This window comes from Chryseobacterium rhizoplanae (assembly GCF_900182655.1).
In the GTDB taxonomy this organism is placed as follows: domain Bacteria; phylum Bacteroidota; class Bacteroidia; order Flavobacteriales; family Weeksellaceae; genus Chryseobacterium; species Chryseobacterium rhizoplanae.
On record NZ_FXTC01000001.1, the window covers coordinates 681,679 to 707,705 of the forward strand.

14 protein-coding genes are annotated in these 26,027 nt (G+C 37.4%); 10 read left to right on the plus strand and 4 right to left on the minus strand.

The window, feature by feature from the left end; translation table 11 throughout:
* Positions 1 to 408 precede the first annotated feature (408 nt).
* The 4 genes from FN817_RS02980 to FN817_RS02995 form a co-directional block, all read right to left on the minus strand.
* Positions 409 to 1,437: a LacI family DNA-binding transcriptional regulator gene (locus FN817_RS02980; protein WP_142716650.1), complete on the minus strand. Its 1,029-nt coding sequence runs from the start codon at positions 1,435 to 1,437 to the stop codon at positions 409 to 411.
* 329 nt (positions 1,438 to 1,766) lie between these two features.
* Positions 1,767 to 3,188, minus strand: a complete 1,422-nt coding sequence (xylE, locus tag FN817_RS02985; protein ID WP_142716651.1) for a D-xylose transporter XylE — start codon at positions 3,186 to 3,188, stop codon at positions 1,767 to 1,769.
* A gap of 54 nt (positions 3,189 to 3,242) precedes the next feature.
* Entirely contained in the window at positions 3,243 to 4,571 is a 1,329-nt protein-coding gene (gene xylA, locus FN817_RS02990; RefSeq protein ID WP_142716652.1) for a xylose isomerase, read from the minus strand.
* 66 nt (positions 4,572 to 4,637) lie between these two features.
* Positions 4,638 to 6,125, minus strand: coding sequence for a xylulokinase (locus FN817_RS02995; RefSeq protein WP_142716653.1), 1,488 nt, complete (start codon positions 6,123 to 6,125; stop codon positions 4,638 to 4,640).
* A gap of 514 nt (positions 6,126 to 6,639) precedes the next feature.
* Between FN817_RS02995 and FN817_RS03000 the strand changes: the two genes are divergently transcribed.
* The 10 genes from FN817_RS03000 to FN817_RS03045 all read left to right on the plus strand — a co-directional run bounded on the left by FN817_RS03000 (position 6,640) and on the right by FN817_RS03045 (position 25,949).
* Positions 6,640 to 8,019: a rhamnogalacturonidase gene (locus tag FN817_RS03000; protein ID WP_228451456.1), complete on the plus strand. Its 1,380-nt coding sequence runs from the start codon at positions 6,640 to 6,642 to the stop codon at positions 8,017 to 8,019.
* A 143-nt stretch (positions 8,020 to 8,162) separates the two neighbouring features.
* Positions 8,163 to 9,485: a rhamnogalacturonan acetylesterase gene (locus FN817_RS03005; RefSeq protein WP_142716654.1), complete on the plus strand. Its 1,323-nt coding sequence runs from the start codon at positions 8,163 to 8,165 to the stop codon at positions 9,483 to 9,485.
* Positions 9,486 to 9,496: 11 nt separating this feature from the next.
* Complete coding sequence (locus FN817_RS03010) at positions 9,497 to 12,274, plus strand: glycosyl hydrolase (protein WP_142716655.1); 2,778 nt, start codon at positions 9,497 to 9,499, stop codon at positions 12,272 to 12,274.
* Between the two features lie 75 nt (positions 12,275 to 12,349).
* Positions 12,350 to 14,224, plus strand: a complete 1,875-nt coding sequence (locus tag FN817_RS03015) for a rhamnogalacturonan lyase (RefSeq protein ID WP_142716656.1) — start codon at positions 12,350 to 12,352, stop codon at positions 14,222 to 14,224.
* Positions 14,225 to 14,269: 45 nt separating this feature from the next.
* Positions 14,270 to 15,433, plus strand: a complete 1,164-nt coding sequence (locus FN817_RS03020) for a glycoside hydrolase family 88/105 protein (RefSeq protein WP_185149889.1) — start codon at positions 14,270 to 14,272, stop codon at positions 15,431 to 15,433.
* A gap of 149 nt (positions 15,434 to 15,582) precedes the next feature.
* Entirely contained in the window at positions 15,583 to 16,671 is a 1,089-nt protein-coding gene (gene rhaT / locus FN817_RS03025) for an L-rhamnose/proton symporter RhaT (protein ID WP_142716658.1), read from the plus strand.
* A 289-nt stretch (positions 16,672 to 16,960) separates the two neighbouring features.
* Positions 16,961 to 19,999 carry a SusC/RagA family TonB-linked outer membrane protein gene (locus FN817_RS03030; protein WP_142716659.1) on the plus strand — a complete coding sequence of 1,013 codons (3,039 nt, stop codon included), beginning with the start codon at positions 16,961 to 16,963 and terminating at the stop codon, positions 19,997 to 19,999.
* A 19-nt stretch (positions 20,000 to 20,018) separates the two neighbouring features.
* Entirely contained in the window at positions 20,019 to 22,097 is a 2,079-nt protein-coding gene (locus FN817_RS03035; RefSeq protein ID WP_185149890.1) for a RagB/SusD family nutrient uptake outer membrane protein, read from the plus strand.
* Between the two features lie 275 nt (positions 22,098 to 22,372).
* Positions 22,373 to 24,475 (plus strand): bifunctional aldolase/short-chain dehydrogenase, encoded by a 2,103-nt coding sequence (locus tag FN817_RS03040; protein WP_142716661.1) that lies wholly within the window; start codon positions 22,373 to 22,375, stop codon positions 24,473 to 24,475.
* Positions 24,476 to 24,668: 193 nt separating this feature from the next.
* A complete protein-coding gene (locus FN817_RS03045) occupies positions 24,669 to 25,949 on the plus strand; it encodes a sugar isomerase (protein ID WP_077416301.1) in 1,281 nt (426 codons plus the stop codon).
* Positions 25,950 to 26,027 lie beyond the last annotated feature (78 nt).

A 26,027-nucleotide genomic window follows, 5' to 3' on the forward strand; every position in this document is an offset into this window, starting at 1 on the left:
TTTTGGAGTAAATTAAGTTTAAACACAAATGAAACAAATATTTTCACGAATAAACACAATGTTTTTAATCAATAGGAGCGGACTTTAGTCCGCTTAAGAATATACAATCAGATTAGGCTTTAGCCAAAACTTAAGGATTCTTTCAGAATGACAAACTGAAATATTAATAAATGACATAGGAAATGAATGCGTTAAGAAAATAAACTATGCGAACGTTAAGAAAATTCTACTGTTTGAAGCGCGACATAAATTCATAACCGAAGAATGAATATTGAATTCTCGCAAGTTTTAGAATTTTTACAGAGTATAGGTTATTTTTAGCTTTTCATTTCCAAGTCTTGAATTTTTGTTTCTTTTGTTTGACTACGTCGAATCGTTGATTTCAAGACAAAAGAAATTTATAAAAAACTACCTCCTTTTCGAAGACTTCCTGATATAAAGCTGTGGTGCCAAAACCACCTTTTTCTCAATAGAAACCCCGGAACCATTTTCTTTTACGTTTTCAATAAAAACCTGTCCTGCCATTTTCCCCATCGTCAGGGGAGTCTGATCTACAGAACTTATCGGAAGCTCCATAAATTGTGTAAAAGGTTCATTAGAAAAGCCAATAACAGCAACTTCCTGTGGGATTTTGATTTTACGTTTTTTCAGTTCCTGGCAAGCACCTAACGCAGCAAAATCACTGGATGAAAAGATGGCATCCGGAACAGACTTTTTATCCCAAAGTTTTTTAACCGCATCAATCCCTTCATCGATTGAACTTCCGGTTGTGATAATATTTTCTTCCTTTATGCTTAAATTATGGTCCATCAAAGCCTGTTTGTAACCTTTCAGACGGTTCTCATAAATTTCCAGATTTAAGTCGCCGGAGAAATGGCAAATATTTCTGTACCCTTCATTAATCAGATGTTCAGTCGCCATATAACCACCACGAAAATCATCAATAGTTACTGTACTGATTCCTGAAATATCCTTTTTACGGTCAAAAAATATAATAGGAGTATTGGTGGAACTCAGAATATTCTGAATATGTTCGGTATCAATAGTCGTCTTGGAAACAGACATGAAAATCCCATCAACCTGAGCATTAAGCAGAGTATTTAAGTGTCTTTTTTCAATAGTTACATCTTCGTGGCTCTGGCAGATAATTACATGATAACCATGTGGAGAAAGCTCTTCTTCAATTCCACGGATTACGGATGAAAAGAAATTGGTATTAATATAAGGCACGATAATTCCTACATTTTTTGTTTCCCCGCTTTTCAGAGCTTTGGCAAGGTTATTTTGCTTGTAGTTCATTTCTTTGGCCGTTTTCTTTACCAAATCTTTTGTTGCCTGGCTTATTCTCGGATGGTCGTTCAGTGCTCTGGAAACAGTTGCCACACTTACGTTAAGCTTTTTCGAGATGTCATATATTGTGGCATTTTTCTTATTCATACATGCTTTTTCTGAAGTTTTGGGTATGTCTGGGATAACATACATTATAGTGGTAAATTTAATCAAATTATGTCTATCAAAAAGGAAATATTGAGATTTTATACAAGATTAAGAGTGATTAAAATCAGATTAAACCTAAAAAATATTGAATTGGCTAATTTTTATTAAGATAGGGTTGAATTTTCATTTAAAATAAAAACCGGATTCGCTGGAAATCAAGCTTATTAACAACAAAAATTTGATTTAATAATAAAAAAGGTCGGTTAGTTTAACCAAAAAGGACACCGAAAACCGATGTCCCCATGGCTATTATTGATCTAAAAAAATAATTATCTTTTCCAAAGTTTTTCAATTTCCTCCAAAGATTTTCCTTTAGTTTCCGGAACCATTTTCCATACAAAAAACAATGATAAAACACTCATCACTCCGTAAAAACCATAAGTAAAAGCTCCGCTAAATTCCATCATAAAAGGATAGGTGGAAGAGATGAGGTAATTGGCTGCCCATTGAGCAGCAACTGCAACCGCAATTGCTGCCCCCCTGATTTTATTAGGGAAAAGTTCTGAGATCAAAACCCAACAAATCGGTCCCCAGGACATCATAAAAGATGCGGTATAGATGATGATGAAAACCAAAGTTGCAATCCCAATAATATGCAAATAAGAGAAAATTGCAATGGCAAACATTCCAATTGCCATTCCTATGGAACCTACGATCAGTAATGGTTTTCTTCCCCATTTATCAACCGTGAAAATAGCAACCACTGTAAAGATGACGTTAACCAATCCCATAACAACAGTTTGCAGCATTGAAGCATCTTTATGAACACCCATGCTCTCAAAAATCCTCGGAGCATAGTATAAAGCTACATTAATTCCCACAAACTGCTGAAAAACAGAAAGTAAAATTCCAATAATAATAACTGTTTTCCCGAATGCAAAAAGCTCACTTTTATGCTGGACAACCGTTCCCTTAATTTCCTGAAAAATTTCATGTCCCCGAAGCTGCCCATTAATTTTTGTTAAAATTTTAAGCGCTTCATCATCTTTTTTAGTTAAGGTTAAATATCGGGGAGTTTCCGGAACAAAAAACAGTAAAATCCCGAATAAGGCAGCCGGAATTGTCAGGGATAAAAACATATAACGCCAGCCGATATCGTTGATCCATTCTACTGATTTTCCGTCGGCAATACCCCAATTGACAAAATACACCACCAGCATCCCAAAAATTATGGCAAACTGATTTAGAGAAACCAATCTTCCTCGTACTTCAGCAGGGGCTATTTCTCCAATATACATCGGGCAAACCGCTGAAGCAAGGCCAACACCAATTCCTCCAATAATTCTATAAAAGTTAAAAGCCAGCAAAACCCCCATTGATTGTTCGCCCTGCTTAAAAAATAAAAACTCAGGATAGGCAGCTCCCAAAGCACTGATGAAAAATAAAAACGCAGCTATCATCAGTGATTTTTTCCTTCCTAATCTGGTTGAAAAATATCCGGAAACGGCCCCTCCGATAACGCACCCTATCAATGCACTGGAAATAGTGGCTCCATGAGCCAATGAACTCAGTCCCAATGGAATAATTAAATATTCCTGAATGGATTTTTCTGCACCCGAAATGACGGCTGTATCATATCCGAACAAAAGCCCACCCAAAGTGGCAACCAAGGTAAGCATGGTGACATATACCATGTTGATTTCTGCCTTTGTTCCTGAAGAATATTTCGGGCCCGAATCTATTATTTGCATAGTCTCATATAGTTTTAGTTGTTAAAAATTAGATACTTTGTTAACGGCATTTGTTTATAAATACTGATTAATCAGGCTTTCCAGATATTCCTGCTTACCGCTTTCTCTGCCTATTTCTCCAAGTCCTTCCGCATGGGCAGCCAGGTCAGTAAGAGATAATTTCCCCTCTTCAAAATCTTTACCTTTTCCGTTATTGTAAGAAGCATATCTGTTAGCTCTGATTTCAGAATATTTTGATTTTTCTAAAATAGCATCTGCAGCCAGGAAAGCTCTTGCAAAATTGTCCATTCCACTGATATGAGCGATGAAAATATCCTCCAGATCTGTTGAGTTTCTTCTGATTTTAGCATCAAAATTTACACCTCCACCCTGAAAACCTCCTGCCTGAATAATCACCAGCATCGCCTGAGTCATTTCATATAAATCAACAGGAAACTGGTCTGTATCCCAGCCATTTTGATAATCTCCGCGGTTGGCGTCAATACTTCCTAAAACGTTGTTGTCGGCTGCTACTTGTAATTCATGTTCAAAAGTATGCTGGGCTAAAGTTGCATGATTGACCTCAAGGTTAAGCTTGAAATCATCCAGCAAATCATATTGACGAAGAAAATTTAAGCAGGTTGCAGCATCAAAATCATATTGATGTTTCGTAGGCTCCATTGGTTTTGGCTCAATAAAGAAAGTCCCCTTGAACCCTTGCGAACGTGCATAATCTTTTGCCATGTGTAAAAACTTTGCCATATGTTCCAGTTCACGTTTCATGTTGGTGTTCAGTAAAGACATGTATCCTTCACGGCCACCCCAGAAAACATAATTTTCTCCGCCTAACTTAATCGTTGCATCTAAAGCATTTTTAACCTGTCCTCCGGCATAAGCCAACACATCAAAGGATGGATTTGTAGCTGCGCCATTCATAAATCGGGGATTGGAGAAACAGTTTGAAGTTCCCCAAAGTAATTTTACTCCGGAAGCTGCCTGCTTTTCTTTGGCATAATCGGTTATAAATTCTATTCTTTTGGTTGATTCTTTAAAATTATCCGCTTCATCAATTAAATCATAATCGTGGAAACAGTAGTAAGGCACACCCAGTTTTGTAAAAAATTCGAAAGCCGCATCCATTTTTTCTGTTGCTCTTTGCTTAACATCAGTTGCGTTTAACCATTCAAAATGCTGTGTTCCCACTCCGAAAGGATCTCCACCCGTTGCACAGAATGTATGCCAGTAAGCTGTTGCAAATTTGAAATATTCTTTCATCGTTTTCCCGCGAACGACTTTATTCTCGTTATAAATTTTGAAAGCCAGAGGATTGTCAGATTCTTTTCCTTCAAATTGAATTTTTCCAATTCCTTTGAAATACTCTTTGTTGCCCATTGTAATTGCCATATATTTTAGTTTTATTTAGATAAACACATTAATGCAATCGATTGCATTAATGTGTTTGAAAATTTCTTAATGATTTAGATTTTGCAATAGTTTTAATTTCCATTTCTCGTAACTATACTTGTACTGTTCATAGTTCTTAGTATCAGGATAATAGCTTTTTAAAATGTCTTTGTCAGTCAGGATCTCGTTTTGCGATTTGAATGCTCCGGCTCCCATGGCTGCGGCTCTTGCAGCGCCTGTAGAACCTGTGGAATCTATAATTCTTATTTCAGTATCCAAAATAGTAGTAATGGTCTGTGTGAATAAAGAAGAACGGAATAAATTGTCACCGCCTGCTTTTATAATACCTTTCTGAAGACCATCAGACATTAAAATATCTGTTCCGTAAACAAAAGAAAAGGCAATACCTTCCAATCCCGCCCGGAAAAGATGCTCGCTTTTATGACGGTTAAAATTCAGGTTAAAAACAGACGAGCCAATATCTTTATTATGCAGCACTCTCTCTGCTCCGTTTCCGAAGGGCAGGACAATAACTCCATCGGAACCGATCGGTATTTTTGAAGCTAAATCATTAATTTCATGATAGCTGTGTCTTTTTTGGTCCACCTGATGTCGAAGCCAGCTGTACTGGATTCCCGCACCATTGAGGCAAAGCATTTTCCCGATTCTCGGTTGTTCCTTTGTGTGGTTAATGTGGGCAAAATTATTAATTCTTACAGATTCCTTTGATTTAATATTGTCAGTCACACCATAAACAACTCCGGAAGTTCCGCCTGTTGCGGCAATCTCTCCGAGATTCATTACATTGAGGGAAAATGCGTTATTGGGTTGATCTCCGGCTCGGTAATAAACAGGAATTCCCTCGGGAAGACCACTTTCTTCTGCTCCCTGTTTTGAAACATAGCATTGTTCAGTGAAATTTTCCACAATATCAGAGACAAAGGATTCCTCAATTCCCAGGTGTTGCAGCATTGTTTTCGAAACTTCATGTTTTTCAAAATCCCAAAGTATACCTTCTGAAAGTCCTGTAACAGAAGTTGTTGCTTCACCACTGAGCTTAAATGCAATGAAATCTCCCGGAAGCATAAATTTCCAGATCTTGTCATAGATTTCGGGGGTATTTTCCTGTATCCATTTCAGTTTGGATGCCGTAAAATTTCCCGGAGAATTAAGCAGTTCTCTCATGCATTTTTTTTCTCCGATCTCATTAAAAATCCGGTCGCCAATTTCCACAGCCCGGCTGTCACACCATATAATTGACGGACACAGGACCTGTTTGTCTTTTCCAATCAATACTAATCCATGCATCTGATAGGAGATACCGATTCCTTTAATCTCATTTTTGTGGATTTTGCTCTCTGCAATTATTTTTTGTGTGAGAATCCGGAGATTTTGCCACCATTCATCTGGGTTTTGCTCTGCCCAGCCTGCTTTTGGAGAATCTATTGACATCTCATGTTCCGGGTATTTGGCATGGGCAATTAATTTACCCTGATCATCTACGATGGAAGCCTTTATCGATGAGCTTCCTACATCATAACCTATAAACTTCATTAATTATTAATAATTGTAATGCTTTAAATGTAATAATTTTATGTATTATACCGAGGATTTTTATAAATATGTTAATTTTTACTATTGTTTAATTTTAAATTATTGTAATTCAGTATTTTAACTTTAATTAATTATTTTTTACATGCTTTATTTCCAATTAAATTAGATAAATTGAGTAATTAACTTTAACTAAAAAGGGCTTTAATTATCCAATATTGAGCAATCGATTGCGCAAATTGATGATTAATTTATATTTTGGTAGATGTTAATGAGGGATAAATCATCGCAAATTAATCAACATGAAAGAGCAGGATACCGCCAAATCCTAAAATGTATACTTTTATGAAAATGAAATGAAAGAATAATTTTCGTTATACAGTTGAAGATTATTTGCTGATTTTTTGTAAAAATAAACGGAATAAATTTTATTTAAATGATATTCCTTTATTTTGCCATTCTTTTGGGTGCTGAATTTTATTAATGAAAAATCAGATTCTACAATAAAAAATAAATTATGAAATCTCAAAATACATCAAGCTTTTTATTATCTCTGTTGATATTCTTACTGTTTTCATCGGGCATAAAAAGCCAGGATAAATTTCCCGACGGCACCATAATTCCAAAATGGTTTAAAGAAAATAAACCTACAGACATCAGTAAATTAGGTAAAAAATATATTCTTACCGATAATGGAGTGAAAAACGACAGTACGATTCTTCAGACAAAACAGGTTCAGGCGGTCATTGATCTTGCGGCTAAAAATGGAGGCGGTGTAATTATTGTACCCAAAGGAACATTCCTGATCAGTTCTGTATTCTTCAAACAGGGAACACATTTGCATTTGGAGAACGGTGCGAAATTAAAAGGAAGCGATGATATCAGTGACTTTCCGGTTGTGGAAACAAGAATGGAAGGGCAGACGGTAAAATATTTTCCTGCAATAATCAATGCAGATGGATTGAATGGTTTTACTATTTCGGGAAAAGGAACACTTGATGGAAACGGATTGCGCTTTTGGAAAGCATTCTGGAAAAGACGCCAGTGGAACCCTAAGTGTACCAATATGGACGAAATGAGACCAAGAATTATCTATATTTCAAATTCTAAAAACGTTCAGGTTGAAGGGATTACCATAAAAAATTCTCCTTTCTGGAGTACTCATTATTATAAAAGTGAATTTGTAAAATTGTTAAACCTGACAATTTTTGCACCAAAAGAACCGGTAAAAGCACCAAGTACAGATGCTGTTGATATTGATGCCTGCACGAATTTCCTGATTAAAAATTGCTATATGTCGGTGAACGACGACGCCATTGCATTAAAAGGCGGAAAAGGCCCGAAAGCAGATAAAACTCCTGAAAATGGTGAAAACAGAAATATCATCATCGAAGATAACAGCTTTGGGTTTTGTCACAGTGTTCTCACTTGTGGCAGCGAATCTATCCACAATTATAACGTAATTCTGCGCAACTCAAAGGTGAAAGATGCTTCGAGACTGCTCCACCTTAAAATGAGACCGGATACTCCTCAGCATTACGAATATATTACCGTTGAAAATATCACGGGCAATGTCAAAACTTTCTTGTATGTAAAAGGCTGGAACCAATTTTTCGATTTGAAAGGAGAGGAAAGACCTAAAAAATCGTTAGCGAACAATATTCTGATCAAAAATATTGACATCAGTTGTGAAACGGCATTTGATGTTGAAAAATCTGACTTGTATGATTTGACAGATTTCACGTTGGATAATCTGAAGATAAAGGCGTTAAAACCTAAAGAGGAGAATTTGGAGGCTATTAAAAATTTGAAAAAAGTTAAAGTAAATGTTACTCAGGTTGCCTCGCTAGACCAGTCTTATGATAAGAAAGATGATTCCGACATTGCAGCAAAATGAATTCTTTGTCTAAAATATTCGTCCCGGTATGCTTATGCTCCCAATTATTGCATTCTCAATTTAAATTGGGACGGTTTCTAAGCATACAAGCGAATAGAAATTTTTGAATTAATGGTGGAGCCAATATTTTTAATGGAGTGATTATGAAAAGTTGGATAAGAATTATAACCATTTTTATTTGTTCATCGATGTTTGCCCAGCAAACCAATTTTAAATTTGATTTTGGTGGAAGAAGAGTTCAGGATGGTTTTATTCCCATCACGGAACATTCTGAATTCGACAGGAAAGCAGGCTATGGATTCATGGATATTTCCGGTTTAAAATCAGTCGACAGAGGAGGAAACGTTTTAACGGGAGATTATATTACCAGCGACAGACCTTTCTATTTTTCGGTGGTACTTCGGGAAGGGAATTATGATATTAAGTTAAATTTAGGCGATTCTAAAGGAACTTCCCAAACAACAGTTCGTGTAGAAAACCGCCGTTTAATGCTAGATGATGTGAAAACAAAAGGAGGTGAAATAGTTGAAAAACTGATCACCGTTCATGTTAAAGACAGCATTCTCCGTAATCAGGATGGAGTTGAAATTGGAATTGTAAAAATAAAACCAAGAGAAAGAAAATATTTACATTGGGACAACTTATTGACGATTGAATTTAACGGTAAAGCTCCAAAAATTTGTGCAATAACCATTCAGCCCAACAAAACTGCGAAAACAATTTACCTCACAGGAGATTCCACGGTTGTAGATGCGCAGTATGAACCCTGGGCATCCTGGGGACAAATGCTGCCCTGTTTTTTTGTTCCGCAAGAAGTTGCTATTGCCAATTACGCCGAAAGCGGAGAAACTTTGAAAGCTTTTGAAGACCGCCATCGGATTGATAAAATCTGGAACAAAATAAAGCCTGGAGATTATCTGTTCATCCAGTTTGGGCATAATGATCAGAAGTATGGGAACAGCACAAAATCTGGTTATAGAAAAAGATTACAGGAATGGATTAATAAAGTAAAACAATTGGGAGCGATTCCCGTTTTAGTTACATCAATGAATCGAAGAGTTTTTGATAAGAATAATAAGATTGTCAATACTCTTGATGATTTTCCTGCTGCGATGCGGGAAATTAGCAAAGAAGAAAATGTATATTTAATCGACCTGAATGTAATGAGTAAAACGCTTTTTGAAGCGTTGGGACCGGAAAATTCTAAAAAAGCATTTATCTATTATCCTGCAAATACTTATCCCAATCAGCCGGATGCTTTGGCAGATGACACTCACTTTAATACGTATGGTGCTTATGAACTGGCAAAATGTGTCATAAAAAGTATTGTCGATCAGAAGCAGCCTTTAACTAGGTTTATTTCCAAAAAATATAAAGGTTTCGATTTAAATCAACCTGATCCCTTCGAAAAATTCTATTGGCCGGAAAGTATCTTCATGGAATCTTTAAAACCGGATGGAAACTAAAAAGTAAGAAAATGAATATTCAATCTATAGTAAAGGCAGGCATATTTTGTTTTGCGTTTGGGAATCTTCCCGCACAAAATCCGTGGCCAAAAAGCACTGAAACGGCAAAGCCGTGGACACGATGGTGGTGGATGGGAAATGCTGTCAATGAAAAAGGATTGGATAAAGAACTGACGGCACTTAGTAAAGCAGGTTTCGGAGGCGTAGAAATCGTTCCCATTTATGGAGCAAAAGGCTTTGAAAATCAGTACATCAATTATCTTTCTCCGGAGTGGATGAAAATGCTTCAATTCACCACAGACAAAGCAAAAAGTTTGAATATGGGAGTTGATATGGCTGTAGGAACAGGCTGGCCAATCGGCGGTCCGCAGGTTGACGAAGAAGATGCAGCTACAAAAATGATTGTTCAGAAATACACAATTTCATCAGGTGAAAAATTTTCAGAAAAAATCATTCTCAAAGATGAAAAACAGAAGAATTTAAAAACAATAAAATTAGATATTGTTACGGCTTACAATGAAAAAAATGAAGCAGTTGTTTTAACCGATAAAATAACAAATGACGGCTCTCTCAACTGGAATCCGGACTCCGGGAAATGGACAATTTATGCTGTTTTTACAGGCAAAACTTTACAAAAAGTAAAACGTGCAGCTCCAGGTGGTGAAGGGTATACACTAGACCATTTCTCACCTGATGCAACGAAAGATTATCTTAAAACTTTCGATAAAGCTTTTGGAAACTCAAACTATGGAATCCGTTCTTTTTTTAATGACAGTTATGAGGTTTATAATGCCGACTGGACTCCTGATTTTAAAAATGAATTTAAGAAAAGGAGAGGATATGACCTGAGTCCATACATTAAATATCTTGTCAGTAACGAAGAAAACGAGAGAACAGGTAGAATTAAGTCAGATTACAGAGAAACCCTAAGCGAATTGATTTTGAGCAATTTTACTAAGGATTTTACAAACTGGGTTCATTCCAAAAACTCAAAAAACACCAATCAGGCGCATGGATCACCCGGAAATTTACTTGATTTATATGCCGCAGTCGATATTCCGGAGTCTGAAACTTTCGGAAGTACAGTTTTCGATATTCCGGGGCTGAGAAGAGACAGTGCAGATGTGCAAAAATCTGATAAACCGGATATTAATATGCTGAAATTTGCTTCATCGGCTGCCAATGTTACGGGTAAACAATTAATTTCAAATGAAACTTTTACCTGGCTTACAGAGCATTTTAAAACTTCCTGGTCGCAGGCAAAACCCGAAGTGGAGCAGGTTTTTCTATCGGGAATCAATCACATTTTTTATCACGGTACAACGTATACACCGGCAGATGTTCCTTTTCCGGGATGGTTGTTTTATGCTTCGGTTAATTTTGTTCCGGAAAACAGTTTGTGGCCACACTTAACAGGATTAAATTCTTATATTGCCCGTACTCAAAGTGTTTTGCAGAGCGGGAAATCTGATAATGAACTGTTGATATACTGGCCAATTTATGACCAATGGGCTAATCCGAATGGAAAAGATATCGCATTTAAAGTTCATAACGTGGAAAAATGGCTGCAGCCAACTCCAATGTATAAGAATCTAACGAATTTAAGCAAAATGGGTTATTCTCTTGATATGATTTCTGACAAGATGATTGGCGAATCCCAATCGGAAAGCGGGAAAATTCAGATCACAAAAGAAGGATCTTCCTACCAGGTTTTAATTATTCCTGAATTAACTTATTTGCCGGAAACTACGTTACATCATATTCTCAAATTAGCTCAAAATGGCGCTTCGGTTATTTTTCAAAATGAGCCAAAAGATATTTCCGGAAATTTTGAAGTTGAAAAAAGAAGAGCAGAACTGAAATCATTGTGGGCTCAGATCAAGTTTCAGGATCAGGGAGAAAATATAAAAACTGCAAGCTTCGGAAAAGGAAAAATTGTTTTAAGTTCTGATATTGAAAAAAGCTTGGAATATTTAAAAATACAAAAAGAACAATTAACGGAAACCGGATTGAAGTTTGTGAGGAGACAGTTTGACGGTGGGAAATACTATTTCATTGTTAATCATACTGCAAAGGATATTGATCAGTTGATTCCTTTAAACTATACAGGAAAACAAGCCGTGATCATGAATCCGGAAAACGGAGATTTCGGAGTTGCGGAAATACAAAACAATTCTGTAAGAATTCAACTGAAATCCGGACAATCTTTACTTTTAAAAAATACTGAAACTGTTGATCATTCCATTGCAAAATGGAATTATATTGAAAAAACAGATTCCCCTATTAGTTTAAATCAAGCATGGCAGCTGACTTTCAAAGAAGGCGGTCCCGAACTTCCAAAATCAAGGATTCTAAAAAATCCGGAACCCTGGACGAACTTTTCAGAAGATTCTGCAACACAGAGCTTTTCAGGAACCGGTGTTTATACAACAACATTAGTTTTGAAGAATAAAAAAGCAGACGATTATCTTTTAAAATTCGATAAATTATATGAAAGTGCAAAAGTAATTGTTAACGGTCAGGAAGCTGGGATTGTCTGGAGTATTCCTTTTGAAATCAACATTGGGAAATATATGAAAAAAGGGAAAAATACCATTCAGATTGAAGTCTGCAATTTGATGGCGAATAGAATCCGTTATATGAATCAGAATAAAATTCAATGGCGTAATTATCATGAAATCAATTTTGTAAACATTAATTATAAAGCTTTTGATGCCTCCGAATGGAAAGTTCAGCCTTCCGGATTGGATGGACAAATTCAATTATTTCCATTATATTTTTCAAAATAGAATTCATATAAAGAAAAGTATATCAAAATAAATTGCGCAATCGATTGAATTATATTAATTTAATAGTTCAGAATTATGAATATAAAATATAACTTTATTGTACTGATTATTCTTTTTTCACAGCTCTTTTCAGCACAAAGGCAGATGGAGTATTTAAAAAGAGGAATTGTTGCAGTACCTTCAGAAACAGGAATTTTTGTGAGCTGGCGTTTACTGGGTACAGAACCTCAGAATATTCAGTTTGATCTATATCGTATTGAAAATAATAAAAGCAAAAAGCTGAACAAAAAAGCATTGCTTAACGAAACCAGTTTTTTAGATACAACGGCGGATAAAACAAAGAATTACACTTATTTCGTAAGATCCAATACCAAAGATCAGGAGATTGATCAGGATTCTGCGAAATATGCTGCTAATCAAAAACCCTATTTTTCAATTCCTTTAAAAACGCCGGTCGGATATACGCCCAACGATGCCTCTGTTGCCGATCTGGATGGAGATGGTCAATATGAAATTATCCTTCATCAGACGGGTCAATCCCGAGACAACAGTCAGAAAGGCTTTACGGATGAGCCCATTATTCAGGCGTATAAATTGAACGGAAAATTCTTGTGGGAAATTAACTTAGGAAAAAATATCAGGGAAGGGGCGCATTACACACAGTTTTTAGTATATGATTTAGACCAGGACGGCAAAGCAGAAGTCGTTATGAAGACGGCAGATGGAAGCAGAGATGGTAAGGGGAAATTCATCGGGGATCCTTCCAAAGATTATCGCAATGAGAATGGATTTATCCTTTCAGGTCCTGAATATTTGACTGTTTTTAATGGTGAAACAGGCGAGGAAATTGATACCGTTCATTATATTGTTCCGAGATTTCAAGGCAGCCTGAATCCGACTCCGGAACAACTTACCGAAACCTGGGGCGATGCAAAAGGAAATAGGGTAGACCGGTTTTTAGGTGCAGTTGCTTATCTGGATGGCAAAACACCCAGCATTATTATGTCGAGAGGTTATTATACCCGAACAGCGATCGCTGCCTGGGATTATAAAGATAAAAAACTCAATTTAAGATGGCTTTTTGATACGGAAAGTTCAGAAGAAAATAAAAAATACCGTGGTCAGGGAAACCATAACCTGAGCATTGCCGATGTAGATAATGATGGAAAAGATGAAATTATCTTTGGTGCAATGACAGTTGATGATAACGGGAAAGTCTTGAACAGCACGGGCTTTGGCCATGGTGATGCACTGCACGTGGGTGATCTGGATCCTTCCTCTCCAGGATTGGAAATTTTTGATATTCAGGAAAGATTTGATGATGCGGGTGCTCATTTCAGAGCAGGCGCAACGGGTAAAGTTTTATGGAAATTACCTTCTTTAATTTATAGTAAGCAGGGTAAATTTCAGGGACCTGGAAGAGGACTATCTTTAAATATCGATCCCCGTTATCAAGGTTCAGAATCCTGGGCTTCAGGAGCTGGTGTGAAAGGTATTTACGATACTAAAGGAAGAAAAATAAGTGATAAAAATCCTGCCTGTAATATGGGGATTTATTGGGATGGAGATTTTTTAAGCGAAATTTTAGACGGAACTTCTGTGTCAAAATGGGATTGGAATAAAGAAAAGTCCAATCTCATTTTTGATGCTAAGGATTTTCAGTGCGAATCTAACAATGGCACTAAGAGAAATCCTTCTCTGGTTGCCGATTTATTTGGAGACTGGCGGGAAGAGCTGATTTACAGAACATCAGATAATCAGGAACTTCGGATTTTCAGTTCTACCATTCCTACGAAGCACCGTTTGTATACGATGATGCATAATCCGCAATACCGGTTGAGTATTGTTTGGCAAAATGTAGGCTACAACCAGCCTCCTCATACTGATTACTATTTGGATGAATCTGTTTCAAAAATTCCTTCGCCAAATATTTATACAGTTAAACCTTAAATCAATCTTAACCTTTAATTTTCTAAAATAAAAAATAATATAATTATGAAGCAAGTACTAATGAGAGGCGCTTTTTTTGCGTTGATGTTTGGAGTATTGTCCTCCTGCTCAGTTCAGAAACAAACGGCGATAAAGAACGTTAATCTTCCGGATAAAAAAGAAGTTTTGGACGTTTCACGCGGGGCAAATCAATATTTCATGAACAAATGGCCGGATGCGGGAAAGGAAGTTGTCGGCAAAAAAGTATGGCCAAGCAATTTATGGACACGGGCTGTTTACTATGAAGGACTGATGGCTCTGTATAAAATAGATCCTAAAAAAGAGTATTACGATTACGCCATCGACTGGTCTCAAAAACACAATTGGGACATGATGCGCGGTACCTATACCCGTAATGCAGACAACCAGGCTTGCGGACAAACGTATCTGGATCTTTATGAAATTGATGGCAAAAAAAATCCGGAAAGAATAAAATTTGTAAAAGCTTCTATGGACAGTATGATTGCCTCCAAAAAATCAGATGACTGGTGGTGGATTGATGCGCTCCAAATGGGAATGCCGATTTTTACAAAGCTGGGCAGAATTACAGGTGAACAAAAATATTTTGATAAAAATTATGAGATGTATGCCTTTACGAAATATAAGCATGGAGGAAATGGTTTATATAACCCAAAAGACAAACTTTGGTGGCGGGATAAAAGCTTCGTTCCCCCTTACAAAGAACCCAATGGCGAAGATTGCTACTGGAGCCGCGGAAACGGCTGGGTAGTGGCAGCTCTGGCCCGGACGTTGGAAGATACCCCGGAATCTGATCCGCATTATAAGGAATATTTACAGGATTATAAAGATCTGTTATCAGCTTTGCTACCCATTCAGAGAGAAGATGGCTTTTGGAATGCAAGTCTGCATGATTCTGGCAATTTCGGAGGCAAAGAAATGACGGGAACAGCTCTGTTTGTGTATGGAATGGCGTATGGAATTAATAAAGGACTGATTGATAGAAAAATATATTTACCCGTTGTTGTAAAAGCCTGGTGCGCGATTGTAAAAGATTCTGTTCAGCCGAATGGATTTTTAGGCTGGGTTCAGGGAACAGGAAAAGAACCTAAAGACGGTCAGCCGCTTTCCATTGATAAGCAGCCTGATTTTGAAGATTACGGCTTAGGCTGTCTGTTACTTGCTGCAAGTGAAGTGTATCAATTAAAATAAACCAATATTCAAAATTGTTAATTTTCACTGAGTGAATGTATCGATTTAGAAAGCAGAAACGTTAAGAAACTAATATTACAACATGACACTACAAGATGCGCAATCGATTTCATAGTATTAATTTTCAAATTCAATCCATAAGATAAATTATGAATGCATTATTAGGAGTTTTTTTTCACTTCTTAGGAGGCTTTTCTTCAGGCAGCTTTTATTTACCCTATAAAAAAGTAAAAGGCTGGTCCTGGGAAACTTATTGGTTAATAGGAGGAGTTTTTTCCTGGATCATTGTTCCGCCACTTGCGGCATTTCTTACCATTCCCGGTTTTTGGGATATCATTCGGAATGAAAGCTCTTCCATATTAGGACTGACGTTTTTGTTTGGTGCTTTGTGGGGAATTGGCGGTTTTACTTATGGTTTGGGCGTCAGATATCTGGGCGTAGCACTTGGAAGCAGCATTATTTTGGGGCTTTGTATGGTGTTTGGATCACTCGTTCCTTCTATTTATTATGAATTTTCTCCGCAAACAGGAAAAGACAATATCGGTTTGCTGTTTTCCAGCCAATGGGGACAGTTTGTTTTGCTGGGACTTCTGGTTTGTGTCATCGGAATCATCATCAGTGGAAAAGCAGGAATGATGAAAGAAAAAGAGTTACAAACCGATTCAACAGATCCTCATGGTCTAGAAGTAAAAACGGAATATAAATTCGGGTTGGGATTAATCGTTTCTATCATATCCGGTGTTTTAAGTGCATGCTTCAACTTCGGACTGGAAGCAGGAAAGCCAATGGCAATTGCAGCCAATGAAGCCTGGAAAATAGCTAACCCGGATCAGGGAGAATTCCTTTTTCAAAATAATGTAACCTACATTGTTGTGCTTTGGGGTGGTATGGCAGTCAATCTTATCGGGTGTTTGTACTTAGCTGCTAAAAATAAATCCTATACCGATTATACCAAAAGAAACGTACCGGTGGTGCGTAACCTGATTTTCTGTGCACTTGCCGGAACTATGTGGTTTTTACAGTTCTTCTTTTACGGTATGGGCGAAAGTAAAATGGGAAATGGTGCCAGCTCATGGATTTTACACATGGCCTTTATCATTTTTATTGCCAATTTATGGGGAATTATCATCAAAGAATGGAAAGGAGTTTCCAAAAAAACAATTATAACCATTTCTGTCGGAATGATTGTAATGTTTATCTCTATTTTGATTGTAGGGTACGGAAATTCTTTACGATAAAATTCATTTCACATTCTCCATTCATATAGTTTCAGAGTTAGAATTTTAGCTCTTTTAAAGGCACTGAAAAATCAGTGTCTTTTTATTCACAATAAAGGAATTTTTAATTCACGGTTTAGTTAAGTATTTCGTTAAATAATTAGTGATTTGCAATTGTTTTGTTATTTATTTTAAAATATAACTTAAATATCGTGGTTGATTATGGTGAATCGTTAATATTTAAATACAGGATATTGCAGGATGCCCGGATTTTTGTAACGGTGTATTTTGGTAACATAAAAATTAACATATGTCTTTAATAGTTAAACATAAAAATATAAAGCGAATCGTCTTTCCGGCATTTATGCTTTCAACAAGTTTTGTCTGGGGGCAAAAGACGGTAAATGATTCTGTGAAAAACACAAAAGATATCGAGGAAGTGGTCGTTATCGGTTATGGTAAAGTTAAGAAGTCAGACTTAACAGGATCTGTTTCTTCAGTTTCTGCAAAAGATTTGGCAGCTACACCGGCAATGAATGCTTTACAGGCGCTGCAGGGAAGAGCATCAGGTCTGAATATCGTAACAGCAGGTGGTGCTCCGGGTGCCAATGCCAACGTTACGATCAGAGGTGGTTCTTCCATAACTCAAAGTTCAGATCCGCTGTATATTGTAGACGGTTTCCAATTGGATAATGCTTTGAATGTGATTAATCCTAATGATATTGAAAGTATCGATGTACTGAAAGGTGCTTCTGCCATTGCCATTTACGGAGCCCGTGGTTCCAACGGTATTATTGTTATTAAAACTAAAAGCGGGAAGAAAGGAAAAACGACTATCACCTACAATACTTTCATGTCATTTGATATGCTTTCAAAAAAATTGGATATGCTCTCCAATGCGGAACAATATGTAAAGTATCAGTACGAATTGGGAGTACTTCAGTCCAAACCATCAGCTTGGAGCAATGTTTTTGACAATAATCTAGGGACCGATGCACCGGGGTTTTATTCCGGAGCCAATCAGAGAATTGCCAATCGCTACGGATCTGCTTCCACATTGGACTGGCAGGAAAAAATGCTGGGAGGAACGGGATTAACTCAGAACCACAACGTAAATGTTTCTGTAGGAAATAATAAGACACAGGCATTCATCAGTTATAATTACAATAAACAGGATGGTTTGCTTCAAAACTATAGTGAGACAAGAAATTCATTACGTGCCAATATCAATTCAGAATTGTATAAAGGAGTACGAGTAGATTTCAATACCATGTTTACGAACAATTCTGTAAACGGTGGAGGTGCTTATTCAGGAATGAAAAAAATTCTTCTTCAGCCTATTATAGGAGGTACATTATTTACGCAGGATCGTTTGTTCAACACTCAGACTTTCCCTGATTTTTCAGCGTTGGATTCTGGTTTCGATACAGAAAATCCATACATAGAAACCCAGGCTTCAACTTCAAACAAACGTACCAGAACATTCGTAGCCAATGCAGGTGTCGAATTTGACTTCCTGAAAAACTTCACATGGAGAACTGCCGGACAATATAGCTGGATAAACAGCAAATCGACATCATTTTCGGATCAGAATTCCCGCGCGTTCCTTACAGATCCTGTAAATACAGGGATCAACGGAAATATTGCCAATGCAGAGACATTCCGTTATCAGATCACCAACACTTTAAATTATAATAAAACGTTTGGTGAAAAACATAAAGTAAATGCTTTAATCGGGAACGAAATCTGGTATGAAGAATCCGAAGGAAGCAGCATGAAACTTACAAAATTCCCATATCCTAATTTCGGACTGGATGATATTGCCAATGCAACGGTGGCAGATAAAAATACAGATAGATCAAGCAACAGCTTACTTTCCTATTTTGCCCGTGTAAACTATAATTATGATAATCGTTATTTAATCACAGGAACAATACGTGCGGATGGTTCTTCAAAATTTGCAGAAGGTTCTCGTTGGGGGTATTTTCCATCTGTAGCAGGTGCATGGCGTGTTTCTCAGGAAAATTTCTGGCAGGGTCATAAGATCGATAAAATCATTAATGATTTTAAATTAAGAATTGAATATGGAGTAACAGGTAACAATGGTGTCTCCAATAACTTATGGAGAACCAATGTTCTGCTTACAGATTATCCAATAAACAATACTCAGGGATATCCGGCATACGTTACTAGTACAAATTGGGGAAATCGTGATCTTCAGTGGGAAGAGCTGAGAACTACCAATATTGGTGTAGATCTGGCATTTTTCAATAGCAGAATTAAATTGACTTCCGAATGGTATAATAATAATGTAAGCAAAATGCTTTTCGAAAGTGTACTTCCCGTTTCTTCAGGCTATTCAAGACAGTACCAGAATATCGGCTCTATGAGAAACAGAGGGATGGAATTCACATTAAATACGGTGAATTTAAAATCCGGAAACTTCAGATGGACGACAGATCTTAATATCTCTTTTAACAAATCTAAAGTTCTTTCTCTTGAGAGCGGACAACTGAATAAAACATTCAGTGTAGGAGGCAGCAGAACGGGAATGGTGACCTACTATGCAACGGTAGGAGAAGAACTGGGAGATATGTACGGGTATATTTATCAGGGAGTTTATACTACGGATGACTTTACCCAAAATTCGGATGGATCTTTAACCTTAAAGCCGGGCGTTGTAAAACCTGCAACCGGAACTCCTAAACCGGGCGATATGAAATTTGCTGCTGATAATGAATCAGGAGATCAGTTTACAAGAAAAATGCAGAAGATCGGAAACGGTACCCCGGACTTTATCGGGGGAATCAGTAATAACTTCTCTTACAAAGGTTTTGACTTAGCTGTATTCATGAAATTTAGCGTTGGAAATGATATTTATAATGCCACTAAACAAAGCTTAAGCCCATATGCGATGTTCCAGAATGTTCCTTCAGAATTCGGGAATAATTATTATCACCTGATTGATCCTAATACAGGGCTGGCAACAACCAATTTAGTAAGATTAAAAGAATTGAATCCAAACGAGGACTCAAGCCTTTGGAGCTTAAGCAATACAAACACTTCAAATATTGCCTACCCATCATCATACTATGTAGAAGACGGTTCTTATCTGAGAATTGCCCAGGTAACATTAGGATATTCTTTTCCTAAAGAATTTTTGAATAAAGTAATGTTGTCCAATGCCCGCATCTATTTTACTGTTAACAATTTAGCGACAATTACAGGGTATTCAGGTTATGACCCTGAAGTTTCTGCAGCAAGCGGGGTGACTGTTACACCTGGGTACGACAGTTCTACGTATCCCCGCTCAAGAAGCTATGTTCTTGGTCTTAATTTAACTTTCTAATGATGTAATATTTAAAATCATGAAAAATATATATAATACTCCCGTGTTTTTAAGAAAATTAGTCATTCTTCCCTCAATTTTCGTTGCTGTTTTAGCGATGAACTCATGCAGTGACGATTTTCTGGATCAACCCGCTTACAATTCATTGGATACAGAATCCGTATTTAAAAATATAGATACTGCAGAAATGTTTGTTCTGGGCTGTTACAGAGGTATTGTTCCAACTGAAATGTATTATCAGTTAGGAGCCGGAGATACAGTAACCCACTCTTCAGAAGATGGCTCTACCAATAATTCCAAATATAATATTGCCAACTATCAATATGATGCGTATACTCCTAATACGGTAACGGGGATTTACTCTGCCATGTATGCAGTTATTGAAAGAACAAATATTGCAGTCAGCGGATTAAGCAAAATGGAAGCAAGCCCAAAACGTGATGCTTTATTGGCTGAAGTTAAGGCCATTCGTGCATTTTGTTACTATAATTTAATTCGTGTTTACGGAGACGTTCCTTCAGTTTTTAAACCTTTGGATGAGATGGATCCGAATGATCCGAATACATTATATCCAAAACGTACTTCAAGAGACGAAATTTATGATCATATCATTGCTGATCTTCAGGAATCTGTAGCAAATATTCCAAGTTTTGGACAAAGCGGATATGCAACAACAGAACGTTTAACAAAACATGGAGTCAATGCCCTATTGGCAAGAATTGCTCTGTATGCAGCAGGATACTCTCTTCGTTGGGACCTGAATACAGGAAGCGGAGCCATGATGTCGCGTCGCAATGATAACAGTAGGATTCAACAACTATATCAGATTGCGGATAATGCCTGTGCTGCTGTTATTAACGGAGGCGCCAATTCTCTGGTTCAGGCTCAGGGGGGCAAAAGTGGTTTTGAGGCCTTGTGGTTCAATTTCTGTCAAAGAAAATTTTCAGTGACCAACTCAGAAATTCTTTGGCAGGTTGCGGAATACGGGGCAAATACAAATTCGGCTTTCGGAGTCTATGCCAATGAAGGTTCTCGTGGGGGAACGTACGGATCAAGAAAGGCATTACAATTTATTCTTCCTAGCTATTATTTGTCTTTTAATCAGGGAGATACGCGCAGAGATGTTTCTTGTACTTCTTACAGTGTATATTTCTTAAACAATGGTAATGCAAGTGACACCTGGGTGAATGCCGGAACTACATTTTCCTGCATTCTGTCAGGTAAATTCAGAATGGGATGGTGTGTGGCTCCACAGGCGGCTGATGCACGTAATTTAAATATTCCTGTGTTAAGATATGCAGATGTTTTATTAATGTATGCAGAAACTCAAAACTATCTAAACGGAGGACCTACTGCTGCAGGAATTTCTGCTTTAATGCAGGTAAGAAACCGTGCAGGAATAGGTGCTGTGCCGGCTCCGTCTGGTCAGCAGGCATTTGAAGCCGCTATTGTTCAGGAGCGTAAATGGGAATTTGCAGGAGAGTTTAATCTTCGTACAGATCTGATCCGTATGAATCGTTTGGCAAGTGAAATTGAAGCGACAAAACAGGCGATGAAAAACTTGTCAAACAAAACAGGAGCCTATGCCAATACACCTGTTTACAGACTTTATAAACTAGAAAAAAATGCGCAGATTTATGGTGATCCGTTTTTAGCATTGAAATATATTGATATTACAGACCCTGCAGAAATTGCAGTAATCACTAATGTTCCGACGAGTTCTACAGGTTTCGCGAATTACCAGACAGCATTAAGAGGTATTGCAGTAGCACACGGACAAACCACTACAATAGATGACAAATGGTATCCTGCGAATATGTTCCAGGCTTATAACAGTACATTTAACAGCAATGCAAAAAGGACAGCCGGATTCATAGGAGCTGCTGCAGGCCAGCTTCAGATCGGTAATATCATCTATACCAAACCAACCGGTTCAGCTGAAAACGGAGGAGTATATCCGAACTGGATTGAAGGTGGAGGAGATGGTCTTTTCTACGGATTTGTACCCAATAAAACAGAATTGTTGCCTTTTGCCGCACAGTCGGCAGGTCATCCGTTGGTTGATAATCCAAATCTGTCTCAGCTTCCCGGATACTAATCAGATTAACACTTAAAGTATATTTTAACTATTAACTAAATGAATTTCTGACTGCTGACATTTTATTAATGGTTAAATTTTTAAACCAACATTTTTAATCACAAAATATTAATTATAAATATCCTCAGCCGGATTGTTTTATAAAGATGAATTGACTGGTAAAGATTCAAATGTTAATTTATCTTTAAATACAGTATTTACCAGTATAGTACGGGATGCTGTAAAAAATATTACAGTCTAATTTTGGATAGAAATTCAGAAATATAAGTAAACCAATGGAAAAAGTAAAAACATTCAAATACGTAGACTATTTATGGGACGAAAACAAAGCTGCATCTTTCGGAAATGATCAGGTAGCTTTATTTTTATACCGCTCAAATATATTAGGGGCAGATTTAAGAATTACCAATTACGGAGGTGGTAACACAAGCTGCAAAACCATTGAAAAAGACCCGTTAACTAACGAAGAAGTTGAGGTGATGTGGGTAAAAGGCTCGGGCGGTGACATCGGAACACTAACAAGAAAAGGAATTGCCGGATTATACACAGAAAGATTGAGAAACCTGAAAAATGTGTACCAGGGCTTAGCAGATGAAGACAGAATGGTGGGCTTATTCAATCACTGTATTTTTGACCTGGAAAGCAAAGCTCCTTCTATTGATACACCTTTACATGGTTTACTTCCATTCAAACATATTGATCACCTTCATCCGGATGCTTTAATTGCAGTAGCGGCCGCAAAAGACAGTGAAAAAATCACAAAGGAAATCTGGGGTGATACAATGGGCTGGGTTCCATGGCAGCGCCCGGGTTTCGACTTAGGATTACAATTGGAAAAATGTTTAAATGATAACCCTGGGATCAGAGGAATTGTTTTAGGAAGCCACGGATTATTTACCTGGGGAGATACTTCTTACGAATGCTACATCAACAGTTTGGAAGTTATTGAAAAGGCTTCTGAATATATTGCTGAAAAAATTAGAGAAAAAGAACATGTTTTCGGTGGACAGAAAGTTGAATCTCTTCCTGCTGATGAGCGTAAGAATAAAGCAGCTCAGCTGATGCCGTTATTACGTGGCCTGGCTTCTTCCGAAAGCAGAATGGTGAGTCACTTCACAGACAGCGATGTGGTTTTGGAATACATCAACAGCAACGATTTGGAGCGTTTGGCACCACTAGGAACTTCTTGTCCGGATCACTTCTTAAGAACTAAGATTCAGCCGTTAGTTTTAACTTTAGATAAAAATGAAGATGTAAGCGATGCTAAAGCTGTTTTAGAAAAACTAACTCCTCTTTTCGAACAGTACAGACAGGAGTACACAGAATATTATGAAACCTGTAAACACCCGAACAGCCCTGCAATGCGTGATCCGAATCCGGTGATCATCATTTATCCGGGAGTAGGAATGTTCAGTTTCTCAAAAGATAAGCAGACAACCCGTGTGGCAAGCGAATTTTACGTCAATGCAATCAACGTAATGCGCGGAGCAGAAGCTATTTCAGAATACACTTCATTACCAAGACAGGAAGCTTTTGATATTGAATATTGGTTGCTTGAAGAAGCTAAGCTTCAAAGAATGCCTAAAGAAAAGCCATTGTCAAGAAAAATTGCTGTTGTTACAGGAGCCGGAGGCGGAATCGGACAGGCTATTGCAGACAAAATGGTTCAGGAAGGTGCTGTCGTTGTTTTTACAGACCTGAATCAGGAAACTTTAGATTCTGTTACAGAAAAATACAGCAAAGATCAGGCTGTAGCGGTTACTTGTGATGTGACTAATGAAGAGGCTATTGCTAATGCTTTTAAAGACACAGTTTTAGCGTTCGGTGGAGTAGATATCATTGTTCATTCTGCTGGCTTAGCGATTTCCAAATCATTGGAAGATACCACTACAAAAGACTGGGATTTACTGGAAGATGTTTTGGTAAAAGGTCAGTTTTTGATGGTGAAAAATGGGGTGGAAATCATGAAAAAGCAAGGCTTAGGAGGAGATATTGTTAACATCGCAAGTAAAAACGGATTGGTTGCCGGCCCTAATAACGTGGCATACGGAACTGCAAAAGCCGCTCAACAGCATATGACAAGATTACTGGCAGCAGAATTGGCAACAGATAAAATCCGAGTAAATGTTGTAAATCCTGACGGGGTAATTGTAGGAAGTAAAATCTGGGAAGGAGCCTGGGCAGAAGGCCGTGCAAAAGCCAACGGAATTTCTGTTGAAGAACTGCCGGCATTTTATGCAAAAAGAAATTTATTAAACGAAATTATCCTTCCTGAAGACATTGCAAACGGAGTTTTTGCGTGCGTTGCCATCTTAGATAAAACCACAGGAAACATCATCAATGTAGACGGAGGAATGGCAAATGCTTTCCCAAGATAATAGATTAAAAAAATTCATCACAAAAGGCTTTTTTTGACACTTAAGTTTTTTTGAAAATCTTTGATTTTCTTCTTATGTGGACTTTTTCTTTCCATTGATTTAAACTTTTTAAAGCTTAAGTGTTCTAAAGCGTTTAAAAATAAAAAGCTTTTGTGTCTCTTGTGGTTAAAAATCAATTCAAAAAAATCAAATCATGATTATAGGAAAAGATATCATTGAACAATATAATAAACCAGAAATTGAAAACTTTACGACAGATTTCGATTTTCTACAAAATAAATTAACAAGATCAGGAGCCAATGTTGCTGAGATTGTCAACAAAATCGCTGATTTCCAGGTGGCTATTCCGAGCTGGGCTTTAGGAGCGGGAGGAACCCGTTTTGGAAGATTTTCCTATGGCGGCGAACCTTCTTCTTTAGAGCAAAAATTGGATGATGTAGGTTTAATTCATGCTTTAACGCATTCTGCAGGAGCTGTTTCATTACATATTCCTTGGGATATTCCAACTGATGTGAAAGCCATTAAAGAAATAGCTGCCTCTCATGGACTTGTTTTTGATGCCATGAATTCCAACACATTCCAGGATCAGGCAGGAGCTGAGCACTCTTATAAATTCGGTTCTCTGAATGCTGCGAATGAAGATTCAAGAGCCTATGCCGTGGAACACAACAAAGAAGTGATCAGGATCGGAAAAGAATTAGATTCAAAAAGTTTAACGGTTTGGCTGGCGGACGGAGCAAGTTTTCCGGGACAATTGAATTTTCAGACCGCATTGTCAAACACTGAAAAAAGTTTAAAAGAAATTTACGCAGGAATGCCTGAAGACTGGAAACTTTTCATTGAATATAAACCTTACGAACCGAATTTTTATTCAACCACAATTCAGGATTGGGGAACTTCGTTTATGTTGGCCAATGCTTGTGGTGAAAGAGCTTATACACTGGTAGATTTAGGTCATCATTTACCGAATACTAATATTGAACAGATTGTTGCAACCCTTATGTACAAAGGAAAATTAGGAGGTTTTCATTTCAACGACAGCAAATATGGTGATGATGATTTAACGGTAGGTTCCATTAAACCTTATGCCTTGTTCTTGATTTTCAATGAATTGGTGTACGGTATGGAAAACAATCCTCAAAACCCTTATCCGGCCTGGATGATTGATGCAAGTCATAACATTAAAGATCCGCTGGAAGATTTATTACAGTCTCTGGAAGCTATTTTAATTGCTTACGCACAGGCACTTCTGGTTGATCAGAAAGCATTAAAAACAGCACAGTTAAACAACGATGTCGTTGGTGCGCAGGATATTTTGCAAAATGCCTACAGAACAGATGTTCGTCCTTTATTAAGGGCTGCAAGACTGCAGGCAGGAGCCGCTTTAGATCCGATTGCAGCTTACAGAAGTTTAAAGGTAAGAGAAAATTTAATTGCTGAAAGAGGTTTAGAAACCAAAGCAACGGGATTATAAAACCCTGTTTTAAAACTGATAATTTCAACTTTTGAGTGCAATCGAAAGTTATTATTATATGTATCCTTATATTTTTAT

Bases quoted from the DNA above. Each gene is read 5' to 3' on its own strand.
- FN817_RS02980 (WP_142716650.1), bottom strand. From the start codon at position 1,437: ATGAATAAGAAAAATGCCACAATATATGACATCTCGAAAAAGCTTAAC.
- xylE (WP_142716651.1), bottom strand. From the start codon at position 3,188: ATGCAAATAATAGATTCGGGCCCGAAATATTCTTCAGGAACAAAGGCA.
- xylA (WP_142716652.1), bottom strand. From the start codon at position 4,571: ATGGCAATTACAATGGGCAACAAAGAGTATTTCAAAGGAATTGGAAAA.
- FN817_RS02995 (WP_142716653.1), bottom strand. From the start codon at position 6,125: ATGAAGTTTATAGGTTATGATGTAGGAAGCTCATCGATAAAGGCTTCC.
- FN817_RS03000 (WP_228451456.1), top strand. From the start codon at position 6,640: ATGAAATCTCAAAATACATCAAGCTTTTTATTATCTCTGTTGATATTC.
- FN817_RS03005 (WP_142716654.1), top strand. From the start codon at position 8,163: ATGAAAAGTTGGATAAGAATTATAACCATTTTTATTTGTTCATCGATG.
- FN817_RS03010 (WP_142716655.1), top strand. From the start codon at position 9,497: ATGAATATTCAATCTATAGTAAAGGCAGGCATATTTTGTTTTGCGTTT.
- FN817_RS03015 (WP_142716656.1), top strand. From the start codon at position 12,350: ATGAATATAAAATATAACTTTATTGTACTGATTATTCTTTTTTCACAG.
- FN817_RS03020 (WP_185149889.1), top strand. From the start codon at position 14,270: ATGAAGCAAGTACTAATGAGAGGCGCTTTTTTTGCGTTGATGTTTGGA.
- rhaT (WP_142716658.1), top strand. From the start codon at position 15,583: ATGAATGCATTATTAGGAGTTTTTTTTCACTTCTTAGGAGGCTTTTCT.
- FN817_RS03030 (WP_142716659.1), top strand. From the start codon at position 16,961: ATGTCTTTAATAGTTAAACATAAAAATATAAAGCGAATCGTCTTTCCG.
- FN817_RS03035 (WP_185149890.1), top strand. From the start codon at position 20,019: ATGAAAAATATATATAATACTCCCGTGTTTTTAAGAAAATTAGTCATT.
- FN817_RS03040 (WP_142716661.1), top strand. From the start codon at position 22,373: ATGGAAAAAGTAAAAACATTCAAATACGTAGACTATTTATGGGACGAA.
- FN817_RS03045 (WP_077416301.1), top strand. From the start codon at position 24,669: ATGATTATAGGAAAAGATATCATTGAACAATATAATAAACCAGAAATT.